A 13,553-nucleotide genomic window follows, 5' to 3' on the forward strand; every position below is an offset into this window, starting at 1 on the left:
AGACCTTTCCGTGTCGGCCGGACCCTACAGCCAAGCGCGGGCAAGGAAAAGCCGCCCCGTCAGGGACGGCCCGCCCCTGTTTCAGCCGCGCATCCCCCGGATCAGCGCGGCCAGCGCCTCGGTCGATGCATCATGGCCGGGCGCGTCCTCGCCCTTCAGCAGGGGTTCGACCTGCAGCGCCAGTTCCTTGCCCAGCTCCACCCCCCATTGGTCGAAGCTGTTGATCCCCAGGATCACCCCCTCGACGAAGACACGGTGTTCATAAAGCGCCACGATCTGCCCCAGGGTGAAGGGGGTCAGTTGGTCGATCAGCAGCGTGGTCGAGGGGCGGTTGCCCGGAAAGACCCGGTGGCGGGCTTGGCGTTCCAGCTCGGCCCCGGTCAGGCCCTTGTCGGCCATCAGGGCGCGGGCCTCGTCCAGGGACCGGCCGCGCATCAGCGCCTCGGATTGCGCCAGGCAATTGGCGGCCAGCAGGATATGGTGATGGGCCAGGTCCGCTTCATGCCCGCGCGCGGCCAGGATGAATTCGCAGGGCACCGGCATCGTGCCCTGATGGATCAGCTGATAGAAGGCGTGCTGGCCGTTGGTGCCCGGCTCGCCCCAGACCACGGGTCCGGAGACGACCGGCAGGTCGCTGCCGTCCATCGCCACGCGCTTGCCGTTCGATTCCATCTCCAGCTGCTGCAGATAGGCGGGCAGGCGCATCAGGCGGTTGTCATAGGGCAGCACCGCACGGGTCGGATAGCCGCAGATCTGGTGGTGCCAGATGCCGGTCAGGGCCAGCATGACGGCCAGGTTCTGCGCCGGTTCGGCCGTGCGGAAATGCGCGTCCATCGCGGCGCCACCCGCCAGGAACTCGTCGAAGGCATCGGGCCCCACGGCCAGCATCAGCGACAGCCCGATCGGGCCCCAGACCGAATAGCGCCCACCGACCCAATCCTCGAAGCCGAAGACGCGGGCCTCGTCGATGCCGAATTCCGCCGCCTTGCCCTTGGCCGAGGACAGCGCCACGAATTGCGCGCCCGGATCGGCGACAGCCTTGGCCATCCAGTCGCGGGCGGTTTGGGCGTTGGTCATCGTCTCGATGGTGGTGAAGGTCTTGGAGGCGACGATCACCAGCGTCGTCGCCGGGTCCAGCCCCTTGAGCGTATCGGCGATGTCAGCGCCGTCCACATTGCTGACGAAATGCGTGCGCGGCCCGTCATGGAAGGGCGCCAGCGCCAGCACCGCCATGGCCGGGCCGAGGTCGGACCCGCCGATGCCGATATTGACCACATCGGTGATGCGCCCGCCCTGCCCCGAAAACCCGCCATCACGGACCCGGCGCGCGAAATCGGACATCCGGGCATGGGTGTCGCGCACGGCGGGCATCACATCCTGGCCGTCGACCGTGACGCTGCCCGAGAGGTTGCGCAGCGCGGTGTGCAGGACGGCGCGGCCCTCGGTCTCGTTGATCCTCTCTCCCGCGAACATGGCATCGCGGCGGGCGGCGACGGGACCGACCAGGTCCAGCAGCAGGTTGCGCGCATCCGCGTCGATCATGGTCTTGGAATAGTCGAAGGTCAGCCCGTCCGCCTGCACCCGGTAATCGGTGGCGCGGTCGGCGTCGAACAGTGATTCGATCCGCCGGTCGCCCTGCGCCTTGCGGTGATCCTGCAGGCGGTTCCAGATCTGGGTCATGTCAGTCCCTCATTCGGCCCAATGCACGGTGGCGTCGTCTAGAAAGGCCCGGATCGGCGCTTCCATCGGGTCGGATTTCTGCGCGCGGTCCAAGGCCTCGCGCTTTTCCGGGCCCATGATCAGGACATGGATGTTCAGCGCATCGGCCAGCACCGGCCGCGTCAGGGTGATGCGCGGCTCCTCGGCGCCATCGGCCCGGATGGCCATGACGGGGGGCGCGTCCGCGGCCATCGCGGCCTGCAGGTGATCGGCGCCGGGGAACAGGCTGGCCGTGTGCATGTCGTTGCCCATCCCCAGCAGCACCACCGTCAGCGGCGTCAGCGGGGCCAGCCGCTCCGACAGCGCGGCGGTCGCGTCGTCGGGCGTGGCATCCCCGGTATAGAGGTCGATATAGCTGGCCGCCGCCGCCCGGTCGCGCAGCAGATGGCGGCGCAGCAGGCGGCTGTTCGACCGCTTGTGATCGCCGTCCACCCACCGTTCGTCGCCCAGCACGACGGTGATGCGGTCCCATTCCAGATCGGCGCCCGACAGCGTCTCGAAGACCTGCACGGGCGATGTCCCCCCCGGCACGCACAGCGTCGCACGGTCATTGCCGCGCAGATGCTGGGCCAGCTGGGACGCGATGCGGTCGGCCAGCGACAAGGCCAGCATCTCGCGGTCGGGGTATTCCTTGAATTCCATGGTCATGCCCTGATCTCCCTCCAACGGCGATTGTCGCGATGCATCAGGCGCAACGCCTCCTCGGGGCCCGAGGATCCGCTGTCATAGGGTTCGGGACGGCGCTTGCCCTCCTCCCAGGACTTGATGATGGGGTCGGTCCAGGCCCAGGCCGCCTCGACCTCGTCGCCGCGCATGAAGAGCGTCTGGTTGCCGCGGATGACATCCATGATCAGGCGTTCATAGGCGTCGGGCATGTCCGCGCCCTCCGGGCCCAAGGCATCGGCGAAGGACATGTCCAAGGGCACCTGCACCAGGCGCATGCCGCCCGGCCCCGGCTCCTTGATCATCACCTTGAGGTTCATGCCCTCATTGGGCTGCAGGCGGATCACCAGTTCGTTGGCCTTGGGATGGCCGCTGTCGTCGAAGATGGAATGCGGCGGCTCCTTGAAGGTGATCGCGATCTCGCTGGTCCGCGCGCGCAGCTTCTTGCCAGTGCGCAAGTAGAAGGGCGTGCCCTGCCAGCGCCAGTTCGAGATGCGGACCTTCATCGCGACATAGCTTTCGGTGCGCGAATCCGCATCGCCCGCATCGGTCAGATAATCGCTGCCCTCGCCCTGATACTGGCCGCGGACGATATCGGCGGGCTCCAGCGGCTCCAGCGCGCGGATCACCTTCAGTTTCTCGTCGCGCACCGCGTCGGGGTCGAAGTGATAGGGCGGCTCCATCGCGATCAGGCACAGAAGCTGCATCATGTGGTTCTGGACCATGTCGCGGATCGCGCCGGACTTGTCGTAATAGCTGCCGCGCCCGGCCACGCCCACGGTCTCGGCCACGGTGATCTGGACGTGGTCCACGTATTGCGCGTTCCACAGCGGCTCGAACAGGACATTGGCAAAACGTACGGCCATCAGGTTCTGGACGGTCTCCTTGCCCAGATAATGGTCGATGCGATAAATCTGCTGTTCGGTGAAATGCTGCGCCAGCGTGGCGTTCAATGCGCGCGCGCTGGCCAGATCGCGGCCGAAAGGCTTTTCGACCACGATGCGGCTGTCGTCATCGGCGATGCCATGGCCCGCCAGACGTTCGGCGATGTCGCCGAACAGCGACGGCGCGACCGAGAAATAGAAGGCATGGACCGCGCCCGGACGCATGCGGGATTTCAGCTCCTGCCAGCCGCCCTCGCCCTTGGCGTCGATGGGGACATAGCCCAGCAGGGCCAGGAACTCGGCCAGCTGCGGGTCATCCTCGGCGGCGCCGGCATATTCGCGGATCGCCTTGGCGGCCTCGGCGCGGAAGGCGTCGTCGTCCTGATCGGTCCGGGCGGCGCCGATGATCTGGCTGCTGGCCGGGATCTGTCCGGCGGTGAAACGCCGGAACAGGCCCGGCAGGATCTTGCGATGCGCCAGATCGCCCGTTGCACCAAAGATCACGAGGTCGAAGTCATCGACCGGAATGACGCGAGAGACCATGCCGTCCTCCTGTTGGGTGGCGTCCGCCTTATCTCTTGTTAGCGATAACAGCAATGCGGTTCAACCTTTCACTGCGCGGGCCAGGTCGCGGGCCAGCCGGGGCAGGCGACAGCGTTTCAGCATCTCGGGCAGGGTCATGGCGCCGCCTGCGGCCGCCGCACGCGCACGGGCCCGTTCGATCGCGGCCAGGACCGCATCGGGGCGGTCGCCATGCAGGTCCAGCAGGAAGGCGTCGGGATGGACGGCCCGCAGGCCCAGCCCCGCCATCAGCCGCTGCGGAAAGTCGCGCAGATTGGCGGTGACCACGATCCGCGCCCGGCAGGCCAGCGCGGCCTCGACCACATGGCGGTCGGCGGGGTCGGGAAAGTCCAGGTCGATCGCGGCCACCCCGTCGCCCGGCACCAGCGCATCGGGAAAGCGCAACCGCAGCAGCGCGACCTCGGCCCCCGCGACCTGCTGCGCCTCGGGGCCGAGACGCGCGGCGGCGCGGGTCCATTCCCCCAGGATCCGGTCGGACCAGCGCGCTTCATAAAGGCCCGCCTGCGCCAGATCGGTCAGGATCTCGCGCAGGATGGTGGGGAACAGCACATTGGCGTCCAGGACGGCGCGCATCAGTCCAGCCGGAAGAACAGCGCCTTGAGGTATCCCGTCTCGGCCAACTGCGGCAGGGTCGGATGGTCGGGACCCGCCTGGCCGGTATGGATCAGCACCCCGCGCCGCCCGCCGCGCCCGATGCCGCGCGCGCTGACATTGCGAAAGGCGGTCAGGTCGGCCGCATGCGAGCAGCTGCAGAGCACCAGATATCCGCCCGGCGCGACCAGCGGCGCGGCCATCTTGGCCACCCGTTCATAGGCGCGCAGGCCCTTTTCCAGCGCCGGTTTGGACGGCGCAAAGGCCGGCGGGTCGCAGACGACCACGTCGAAGGTCCGGCCCTCCTCGGCCAAGGCCTCCAGCGCGTCGAAGGCATCGGATTGGCGGATCTGCAGCCGGTCCGCGGCGCCCATGGCCACAGCCCCGCCGCGCGCCAGCTCCAGCGCGGGCGCGCTGCCGTCGATGCAAAGCGCGCTGTCGGCCCCTGCCGCCAGCCCCGCCAGGCCGAAGCCGCCCACATGGCTGAACACGTCCAGCACCGAGCCGCCATCGACCAGCCGCTGCATGAAGGCGTGGTTCGGACGCTGGTCGAAGAACAGCCCGGTCTTCTGCCCGCCCATCAGATCGGCCAGATAGGTCGCGCCGTTCATGCGCACCTGCACGGGGGCCTCGGGGGCGGTGCCGCGGATGACCTCCAGCCGTTCCTCCAGACCCTCCAGCCCGCGCGACCGGCCCTGCCCGTTCAGCACGACCGTGGAGACGCCCGCGACATCGATCAGCGCATCGGCGATCTGTTCCGCCATGCCGTCGGCCCAGGCGGCGTTGGGCTGGATCACGGCCGCGTCGCCGAAACGGTCGATGACCAGGCCGGGCAGTCCGTCGGCCTCGGCATGGACCAGACGATAGAAGGGCTCGTCATAGATCCGCGCCCGCATCTGCAGCGCGCGGGTCAGCCGCGCGCGCAGCCAGTCGCCGTCGATCCGGGCGGCGGGGTCCGCATCCATGACCCGCGCGATGATCTTGCTGACCGGGTTCACCGTCACCAGAGCCAGGGGCTGGCGTTCGGCATCCTCCAGCACGGCCAGCCCGCCGGGGGGCAGCGCCTTGGTGCGCCGGTCCAGCACCGCCTCGTCGGCAAAGACCCAAGGGAAGCCGTGGCGGATCGCCTGCGGCTTGGATTTCGGGCGCAGGCGGATGACGGGGCGTTCGGTCATGGCAACATTCCTTTTGCCGCCGATCTGACATGCCGGCCCCCGCCATACAAGCGACCCGTTGAACCGTTATCGCTAACGGCATATAGTCGGGCAAAGCCAGAGGAGGCCCCGATGACCCTTCATGCCAGCATCGACCGAGTGACGGACCGCATCCGCGAACGGTCCCGCGACAGCCGCGGCGCCTATCTTGCCAAGATCGCGCGCGCCGCGCAGGACGGCCCGGCCCGCGCGCATCTGTCCTGCGGCAACCAGGCCCATGCCTATGCCGCGATGGACGACAAGGCCGACATGGCCGAGACGCGCAAACCCAATATCGGCATCGTCACCGCCTATAACGACATGCTGTCGGCGCATCAGCCCTATGAACGCTATCCCGACCTGATCCGGGCGGCGGGGCGCGCGGCGGGGGCGACGGTCCAGGTCGCGGGCGGCGTGCCCGCCATGTGCGACGGCGTGACCCAAGGCCGCCCGGGGATGGAGCTGTCGCTGTTCTCGCGCGATGTGATCGCCCTGTCGGCGGGGGTGGCGCTGTCGCATGACTGCTTCGATTCGGCGATGTATCTGGGCGTCTGCGACAAGATCGTGCCGGGGCTGATCATGGCGGCGGCGACCTTCGGGCATATCCCGGCGGTCTTCGTGCCGGCGGGGCCCATGCCCTCGGGCCTGCCTAATGACGAGAAATCCAAGGTCCGCCAGCAATTCGCCACGGGCGAGGTCGGCCGCGACGCGCTGATGGCGGCCGAGATGGCCAGCTATCATTCCGCAGGCACCTGCACCTTCTACGGCACCGCGAACACCAACCAGATGCTGATGGAGTTCATGGGCCTGCACCTGCCCGGATCCAGCTTCGTGAACCCGAACACGCCCCTGCGCGAGGCGCTGACCGTCGCCGCCGTCCAGCGCGCCGCCGCGATCACCAATCTGGGCAACGAATACACCCCGGCGGGCCATGTGCTGGACGAACGCGCCTTCGTGAACGGCATCGTCGGGCTGATGGCCACGGGCGGATCGACGAATCTGGTCCTGCATCTGCCCGCCATGGCGCGGGCGGCGGGCGTGCTGCTGGACATCGAGGATTTCCACGACCTGTCCGAGGCCGTGCCGCTGATGGCGCGGGTCTATCCCAACGGGCTGGCCGACGTGAACCATTTCCACGCCGCCGGGGGCTTGGGCTACATGCTGGGCCAGCTGCTTGATGCGGGGCTGCTGCACCCGGATGTCAAGACGATCACCGGCGGCGGGCTGGACAGCTATGTCCGCGAACCCAAGCTGGACGGCGACGCGATCCGGTGGGAGGACGGCGCGCGCGCCACGCTGAACGACCGCATCCTGCGCCCCGCCGGCGATCCCTTCGCAGCCACGGGCGGGCTGAAGCAGCTGCAGGGCAATCTGGGTCGCGGCGTCATCAAGGTCAGCGCCGTCGCCCCCGAACGCCGGGTGATCGAGGCGCCGGTCCGCATCTTCCACGACCAGGAATCGGTCAAGACGGCCTTCCGCGCGGGCGAATTCACCGGCGACACGATCGTCGTCGTCCGCTTCCAGGGGCCGCGCGCCAACGGCATGCCGGAGCTGCATTCCCTGACCCCCACCCTGGCCGTGCTGCAGGACCGGGGCCTGAAGGTCGCGCTGGTGACCGACGGGCGCATGTCGGGCGCATCGGGCAAGGTGCCCGCCGCCATCCACATCGCCCCGGAGGCCGCCAGCGGCGGCCCCCTGGCCCGGCTGCGCGACGGCGACCTGCTGCGCCTGGATGCCGAGACCGGCCGCCTGGAATGCCTGGCCCCCGATTTCGACGATCGCGACCCCGTCCCCTTCGACGGCGGCGACAGCCAGGAGGGGCTGGGGCGCGAGCTCTTCGCCGCCTTCCGCGCCGTGGCCGGTCCCGCGACCGAGGGCGCGGGCGTGGTGGTCTGACCCTACCGCCCCCACACGACATCGTGACGGGGCGGCCCGCCGCCCCTGATCGCGCTGGATAATTCCCCACAAGCCCCTTGGCTCTGCCTTCCGAGGCGGGCCTGCCCATGGAACGCGCATCGCGCCGCCACGTTGATAGGCAGAACCGCAACAGAGGAGCATGTCATGGATCATGCGAACCACCAGCGCCTGAATTCGACCGAATATACCGAGGCCGTCCTGAACGGCGCAACCGTCTATGGCCCCGGCGATGAGAAGGTCGGCACCATCTCGCACACCCATGGCACGGGCGACGCCGCCCAGGTCGTGGTCGAGGTCGGCGGCTTTCTGGGCATCGGCGCGAAATCCGTGCTGGTCCCCGTGCAGCAGCTGGACCTGATGCGCGACGAAAGCGGCACCGTCCACGCCGTCACGTCCTGGACCAAGGACAGCCTGAAGGAAATGCCGGAACACAAGCACTGATCCGCGCATGACCTGATCGATGGGGGCCGACAGTTCGCTGTCGGCCCCTTTCGCATGCTTGCACCCCGCCTGCCCCCGGCCCAGACTGCCGGGCAGGAGGGTCCCATGACCGATGACGACGCCCGCGCGCTGCTGCGCCGCATGTTCGATGCCGCGGTGGATGCCGCCGATCCCGCCTCGGTGCTGGCGGGGCACCTGCCCGACCCGCCGCGCGGGCGCTGCATCGTGCTGGGGGCCGGGAAATCCGCCGCCGCCATGGCCGCCGCGGTCGAGGCCGCTTGGCCCGATGTCGATCTGCAGGGCACCGTCGTCACCCGCCACGGCCATGCCACCCCCACCCGCCGCATCACCGTGCGCGAGGCCGCCCATCCCGTCCCCGACGCCGCATCCGAGGCTGCCGCGACCGAGATCCTGGCCTTGGCCCGCGCGGCGGGGCCGGATGACCTGGTGCTGGTGCTGATCTCGGGCGGGGGCTCGGCGCTGATGGCCGCCCCGCGCCCGCCGCTGACGCTGCAGGACAAGCAGGCGGTGAACCGGCTGCTGCTGCGATCGGGCCTGACGATCGAGGACATGAACCGGGTCCGCCGCCGCCTGTCCTGCATCAAGGGCGGCGGGCTGGCCCATGCGGCCGCGCCCGCGCGGGTGGTGACGCTGGCCATATCGGACGTGCCGGGCGACGATCCGGCGGCCATCGCGTCGGGGCCGACGGTGCCCGACCCCTCGGCCGCCGAGGATCTGTCGCATCTGGTCGCCCGGCTCGGCCCCGACCTGCCGCCCGCCGCCGCGCGCCTGCTGGCCGAGACGCCCGACCCGCGCCCGCTGGCCGACCCCGATTACCGCCTGATCGCCACCCCCCAGATGTCGCTGGAGGCCGCGGCCCGCATCGCCCGCGCCGCCGGCGTCACCCCTATCCTGCTGGGCGACGCGCTGGAGGGCGAGGCGCGCGAGCTGGGCATCGCCATGGCCGGCATCGCCCGCGCCGTCGCCGCCCACGGCACCCCCGCCCCGGCCCCCGCCGTCCTGCTTTCGGGGGGCGAGACGACCGTCACCATCCGCGACCGCGCCGGGCGCGGCGGGCGCAACACGGAATTCCTGCTGTCCCTGGCGCTGTCGCTGCGCGGCCATCCGGGCATTCACGCCCTGGCCGCCGATACCGACGGCATCGACGGGACCGAGGATGCCGCGGGCGCCCTGATCGGCCCCGACTTTCTGGCCCGCGCCGCGGCCCAGGGCCTGACGCCGCGCCGCGCGCTCGATGATCACGACAGCCATACCCTGTTCGACGCGACCGGTGATCTGCTGCGCACCGGGCCGACCCTGACCAATGTGAACGACTTCCGCGCGATCCTGGTCATCCCCGACTGACTTGCATTCCGTGCAAATCCCTGTCTCCATTCTCACGGAAGGAGGCCCCATGACACGAACCATCCCCTCTCTGCTGGCCCTGATGCTGGCACCCGCCGCGGCCCTGGCCCAGAACCCGCATGCGGACGAACCCATCGGCACGATCGAACAGGTCTATGACGGGCATCTGACGCCGGACCTGGCGGTCAGCACGTTCCGCAACATCGACCGGCTGTTCCCCTCGCGCACCATCCGCGCGGGCGACGACCCGCGCCCCCTGCCCGAGGCGCCGGTCGACCTGGAGGCGACGCTGCGCTTCGAGGTCGACGGCGCGGAATGGGACCTCTACGATTTCCTGGCGCTGGACAACGTGACCGGGCTGATCGTGCTGAAGGACGGCCGGATCGCCTATGAGACCTATCAGCGCGGCAACAGGCCCGACACGCGCTGGATGTCCATGTCGGTGGCGAAATCCATCGCCTCGACCCTGCTGGGGGCGGCGATCGTGGACGGCCATGTTGGGGGGCTGGACGATCTGGTCACCACCCATGTCCCCGCGCTGGAGGGCAGCGCCTATGACGGCGTGACCCTGCATGACATCCTGCTGATGGCGTCGGGCGTGGCCTGGAACGAGACCTATACCGACCCCTCGTCCGACCGCCGCGACTTGCTGCGCGCCCAGATCGAACAGCGCCCCGGCGCCGCGATGGAGGTGATGGCCGCTCTGCCCCGCGCCCATCCGCCGGGCAGCCACCACACCTATTCCACCGGCGAGACGCAGGTCCTGGCCGAGATCATCCGCGGTGCGACCGGCATGACCCTGTCCGACTACCTGTCCGAACGGATCTGGGTGCCCGCGGGGATGGAATCGGACGCGACATGGTGGCTGGACAGCCCCGACGGGACCGAGATCGCCGGATCGGGCCTGGCCGCGACGCTGCGCGACTTTGCCCGCTTCGGCCAGTTCTTCCTGGAGGGCGGCGTGATCGACGGCCGCGCGGTCCTGCCCGAGGACTGGACCACGGTCGCGGGCGCGCCCCAGACCCTGTCGGACGGAACGCCCCTCGATTACGGCTACATGTGGTGGCCCGGCTGGACCGAGGATGCGATCAACGACGGCGCCTTCGCCGCGGTCGGGATCCAGGGCCAGAACATCTATATCAACCCCGCGCGCGGGGTGGTGATCGCCGCGCATATGGCCCAGCCCAAGCCGCTGGACCGCGAGCCGGTGGACCCGATGATCGTCTTCGACGCGATCGCGCGGGCGCTGGACTGACCCGCCCGCAAGGCCGCCATGCAGCCCGGGGGCCTTGCCCCGGCCCGCATGGCGGTCCATGTCGGTGGGGCAATCTTGGAAAGGACCCGCCATGCCGCTGCCCCGTTTCGACGCCGTGATCTTCGACCTCGACGGGACGCTGCTTGCGACGGAACAGATGACCATTGAGACGGGCGAGGCCGCGCTGTCGCGCATGGGCCGCCAGGTGCCGCCGGGCCTGCTGGAATCGCTGGTGGGCTTTGACGAGCCGACCTCGCGCGGGATCCTGCGCCGCCATCTGGGCGACGATTTCGACTTCGCCCATCTGGACCGGATGTGGGCCGAGGCGCTGATCGAACGCCGCGACCGCGACGGCATCCCGCTGCGCCCCCAGGTGGAGCCGATGCTGCGGGCGCTGCGCGAGGCATCCATCCCCTTCGCCATCGCCACATCCAGCACCCGCGACCAGGCGCGCGAAAAGCTGGCCGCGGCGGGGCTGACCGACAGCTTCACCATCGTCGTCACCCGCAGCGACGTGCCCAGCCCCAAGCCCGCGCCCGACGTCTATCTGCTGGCGGCCGAGCGGCTCGGGCTGGCGCCCGACCGCTGCCTGGCCTTCGAGGATAGCGATGTGGGCGCCATCGCCGCCCGCGCGGCGGGCATGACGGTGGTGCAGGTGCCCGACATGGTGCCCCTGTCGGGCGAGCATGCCGATTACCTGGCCCCCGACCTGATCGCGGGGGCGCGGGGCATCGGGCTGCTGGCGGCCTGATCCGGTTGTGGCCCCTGCGCGGCCCCGCTAAGGTGGCGCGACGCCCGAGGGACCGATGACCGACACCACTTCCGCATATCAGGTTCTGGCCCGGAAATACCGGCCCGAGACCTTCGCCGACCTGGTGGGCCAGGATGCGATGGTCCGCACGCTGAAGAACGCCTTCGCCGCCGACCGCATCGCCCAGGCCTTCATCATGACGGGCATCCGCGGCACCGGCAAGACGACCACCGCGCGCATCATCGCCAAGGGCATGAACTGCATCGGCCCCGACGGCCAGGGCGGCCCCACCACCGAACCCTGCGGCATCTGCGAGCATTGCTTGGCCATCGCCGAGGGCCGCCATGTCGATGTGATGGAGATGGACGCCGCATCGCGCACCGGCGTGGGCGACATCCGCGAGATCATCGAATCGGTGCATTACCGGGCGGCATCGGCGCGCTACAAGATCTACATCATCGACGAGGTCCACATGCTGTCGACCAGCGCGTTCAACGCGCTGCTGAAGACGCTGGAGGAGCCGCCTCCGCATGTGAAATTCATCTTCGCCACGACCGAGATCCGCAAGGTTCCCGTTACCGTCCTGTCGCGCTGCCAGCGGTTCGACCTGCGCCGGATCGAGCCCGAGGTGATGATCGCCCTGCTGCAGCGGATCGCCGCGGCCGAGGGCGCGACCATCACCGATGATGCGCTGGCGCTGATCACGCGGGCGGCCGAAGGGTCGGCCCGCGACGCGACCAGCCTGCTGGACCAGTCGATCAGCCATGGCGCGGGCGAGACCACCGCCGATCAGGTCCGCGCCATGCTGGGCCTGGCGGATCGGGGCCGGGTGCTGGACCTGTTCGAGATGATCATGCGCGGCGACGCCGCCAGCGCCTTGGCCGAACTGCAATCCCAATATGCCGACGGGGCCGATCCCGTGGCCGTGCTGCGCGACCTGGCCGAGGTCACGCATTGGATCTCGGTCGTCAAGATCACGCCGGACGCGCTGGAGGATCCGACGATCTCGCCCGACGAACGCGCGCGCGGGCGGGACCTGGCCGACCGGCTGCCGATGCGGGTCATGTCGCGGATGTGGCAGCTGCTGCTGAAGGCGCTGGAGGAGGTGTCCGCCGCGCCCAACGCGATGATGGCGGCCGAGATGGCGGTGATCCGGCTGACCCATGTCGCCGACCTGCCCGACCCCGAGGCGCTGATCCGCCGCGTCCAGCAGGCGCAGACGGCAGGCGAATTCGCCCGCGGCCCCGCGGTGGCGGGCGCGCAGACCTCGTCGCAGCCGCAGGCGTCGCGCCGCGCCCGCCCGGCACCGGCGGTGCAGGCCCAGGCCGGGACCGCCGCCGCGCTGGCCGCGGCCCCCGAGGTGGTCGAGGGCTTTCCCGACTTCGCCTCGGTCGTGGACCTGATCGCGCGGATGCGGGACATGACGCTGTTGGTGCTGGTCGAACGCCATGTCGCGCTGGTCCGCTACAGCCCCGGCCGGATCGAGTTCCAGCCCCGCGACAACCCGCCCGCCGATCTGGCGCAGCGCCTGGCCGAACGGCTGCGCGGCTGGACGAACGGCCAGCGTTGGGCGGTGACCGTCACCAACGAGGACGGCGCCCCCACCATCGCCGAGACGCGCGAGGCCGCGGCCCGCGCCGCCCGCGACCGCGCCCTGGCCCTGCCCATCGTGCAGCAGGTGCTGGCGGCATTCCCCGACGCCACGCTGACCGGCGTCACCCGCGCCGCCCCGCCCCCCGAACCCCGGATCGAGGCCGAGGGCGCGCAGAACCCCCATGACGGAACCGAAGGCCCGGTGGCCGAGGTTGAGGAATGGGACCCCTTCGAGGATGAGGACTGAACGATGATCAAGGGATTGGGCGGTCTTGGCGACATGGCCAAGATGATGAAGGCCGCCAAGGACATGCAGGACAAGATGGGCCAGATGGAAGAAGACCTGGCCCGCATGACGGTGACCGGCGAATCCGGCGCGGGCCTGGTTCGCGCGACCTGCACCGCCAAGGGCGAGCTGACCGCGCTGGAGATCGACCCCTCGATCTTCGTGCCGTCGGAAAAGGAGGTGGTCGAGGACCTGATCCTGGCCGCCATCAAGGATGCCCAACGCGCCGCCGAGGAGAAGATGCAGTCCGAGATGTCGCGCATGACCGAGGGGTTGGGCCTGCCGCCCGGCATGAAGCTGCCCTTCTGACGCC

General features: G+C 69.8%; 12 protein-coding genes. 7 read left to right on the forward strand and 5 right to left on the reverse strand.

Features of this window, described 5'->3' with window-relative positions:
- Positions 1 to 81 precede the first annotated feature (81 nt).
- From pgi to JHW48_RS11165, 5 genes are read right to left on the reverse strand one after another with little or no spacing between them, the layout of a single operon-like run.
- Positions 82 to 1,680, reverse strand: a complete 1,599-nt coding sequence (pgi, locus tag JHW48_RS11145) for a glucose-6-phosphate isomerase (protein ID WP_119885723.1) — start codon at positions 1,678 to 1,680, stop codon at positions 82 to 84.
- Positions 1,681 to 1,689: 9 nt separating this feature from the next.
- Positions 1,690 to 2,361: a 6-phosphogluconolactonase gene (pgl, locus tag JHW48_RS11150; protein ID WP_205961878.1), complete on the reverse strand. Its 672-nt coding sequence runs from the start codon at positions 2,359 to 2,361 to the stop codon at positions 1,690 to 1,692.
- 2 nt (positions 2,362 to 2,363) lie between these two features.
- Positions 2,364 to 3,809 carry a glucose-6-phosphate dehydrogenase gene (gene zwf / locus JHW48_RS11155; protein WP_119885721.1) on the reverse strand — a complete coding sequence of 482 codons (1,446 nt, stop codon included), beginning with the start codon at positions 3,807 to 3,809 and terminating at the stop codon, positions 2,364 to 2,366.
- A gap of 60 nt (positions 3,810 to 3,869) precedes the next feature.
- The gene (locus tag JHW48_RS11160) at positions 3,870 to 4,421 is read right to left on the reverse strand and encodes an RSP_2648 family PIN domain-containing protein (protein WP_119885720.1); all 552 of its coding nucleotides are present in this window, start codon (positions 4,419 to 4,421) and stop codon (positions 3,870 to 3,872) included.
- Positions 4,421 to 5,614 (reverse strand): RSP_2647 family RNA methyltransferase, encoded by a 1,194-nt coding sequence (locus tag JHW48_RS11165; protein WP_119885719.1) that lies wholly within the window; start codon positions 5,612 to 5,614, stop codon positions 4,421 to 4,423. The genes JHW48_RS11160 and JHW48_RS11165 overlap by 1 nt, the downstream gene beginning before the upstream one ends.
- 111 nt (positions 5,615 to 5,725) lie before the next feature.
- Here JHW48_RS11165 and edd point away from each other — a divergent pair, with 111 nt between their 5' ends.
- The 7 genes from edd (at position 5,726) to JHW48_RS11200 (ending at position 13,549) form a co-directional block, all read left to right on the forward strand.
- Positions 5,726 to 7,528, forward strand: a complete 1,803-nt coding sequence (gene edd / locus JHW48_RS11170; protein ID WP_119885718.1) for a phosphogluconate dehydratase — start codon at positions 5,726 to 5,728, stop codon at positions 7,526 to 7,528.
- Between the two features lie 165 nt (positions 7,529 to 7,693).
- Positions 7,694 to 7,990, forward strand: coding sequence for a PRC-barrel domain-containing protein (locus tag JHW48_RS11175; protein ID WP_119885717.1), 297 nt, complete (start codon positions 7,694 to 7,696; stop codon positions 7,988 to 7,990).
- Positions 7,991 to 8,095: 105 nt separating this feature from the next.
- Complete coding sequence (locus JHW48_RS11180; protein ID WP_119885716.1) at positions 8,096 to 9,355, forward strand: glycerate kinase type-2 family protein; 1,260 nt, start codon at positions 8,096 to 8,098, stop codon at positions 9,353 to 9,355.
- A gap of 49 nt (positions 9,356 to 9,404) precedes the next feature.
- Entirely contained in the window at positions 9,405 to 10,610 is a 1,206-nt protein-coding gene (locus JHW48_RS11185) for a serine hydrolase domain-containing protein (protein WP_119885715.1), read from the forward strand.
- Positions 10,611 to 10,701: 91 nt separating this feature from the next.
- Positions 10,702 to 11,361 (forward strand): HAD family hydrolase, encoded by a 660-nt coding sequence (locus tag JHW48_RS11190; RefSeq protein WP_170152256.1) that lies wholly within the window; start codon positions 10,702 to 10,704, stop codon positions 11,359 to 11,361.
- 55 nt (positions 11,362 to 11,416) lie between these two features.
- Positions 11,417 to 13,201 (forward strand): DNA polymerase III subunit gamma/tau, encoded by a 1,785-nt coding sequence (locus tag JHW48_RS11195; protein ID WP_119885713.1) that lies wholly within the window; start codon positions 11,417 to 11,419, stop codon positions 13,199 to 13,201.
- 3 nt (positions 13,202 to 13,204) lie between these two features.
- The gene (locus JHW48_RS11200; RefSeq protein ID WP_119885712.1) at positions 13,205 to 13,549 is read left to right on the forward strand and encodes a YbaB/EbfC family nucleoid-associated protein; all 345 of its coding nucleotides are present in this window, start codon (positions 13,205 to 13,207) and stop codon (positions 13,547 to 13,549) included.
- Positions 13,550 to 13,553 lie beyond the last annotated feature (4 nt).

The sequence above is a fragment of the Paracoccus aestuarii genome (assembly GCF_028553885.1).
Lineage (GTDB): Bacteria > Pseudomonadota > Alphaproteobacteria > Rhodobacterales > Rhodobacteraceae > Paracoccus > Paracoccus aestuarii.

What these genes read in the sequence shown, in the direction of transcription:
- zwf (WP_119885721.1), bottom strand. Translation starts at nt 3,809, where the DNA reads ATGGTCTCTCGCGTCATTCCGGTCGATGACTTCGACCTCGTGATCTTT.
- JHW48_RS11160 (WP_119885720.1), bottom strand. Translation starts at nt 4,421, where the DNA reads ATGCGCGCCGTCCTGGACGCCAATGTGCTGTTCCCCACCATCCTGCGC.
- JHW48_RS11200 (WP_119885712.1), top strand. Translation starts at nt 13,205, where the DNA reads ATGATCAAGGGATTGGGCGGTCTTGGCGACATGGCCAAGATGATGAAG.
- edd (WP_119885718.1), top strand. Translation starts at nt 5,726, where the DNA reads ATGACCCTTCATGCCAGCATCGACCGAGTGACGGACCGCATCCGCGAA.
- pgl (WP_205961878.1), bottom strand. Translation starts at nt 2,361, where the DNA reads ATGGAATTCAAGGAATACCCCGACCGCGAGATGCTGGCCTTGTCGCTG.
- JHW48_RS11195 (WP_119885713.1), top strand. Translation starts at nt 11,417, where the DNA reads ATGACCGACACCACTTCCGCATATCAGGTTCTGGCCCGGAAATACCGG.
- pgi (WP_119885723.1), bottom strand. Translation starts at nt 1,680, where the DNA reads ATGACCCAGATCTGGAACCGCCTGCAGGATCACCGCAAGGCGCAGGGC.
- JHW48_RS11185 (WP_119885715.1), top strand. Translation starts at nt 9,405, where the DNA reads ATGACACGAACCATCCCCTCTCTGCTGGCCCTGATGCTGGCACCCGCC.
- JHW48_RS11190 (WP_170152256.1), top strand. Translation starts at nt 10,702, where the DNA reads ATGCCGCTGCCCCGTTTCGACGCCGTGATCTTCGACCTCGACGGGACG.
- JHW48_RS11165 (WP_119885719.1), bottom strand. Translation starts at nt 5,614, where the DNA reads ATGACCGAACGCCCCGTCATCCGCCTGCGCCCGAAATCCAAGCCGCAG.
- JHW48_RS11180 (WP_119885716.1), top strand. Translation starts at nt 8,096, where the DNA reads ATGACCGATGACGACGCCCGCGCGCTGCTGCGCCGCATGTTCGATGCC.
- JHW48_RS11175 (WP_119885717.1), top strand. Translation starts at nt 7,694, where the DNA reads ATGGATCATGCGAACCACCAGCGCCTGAATTCGACCGAATATACCGAG.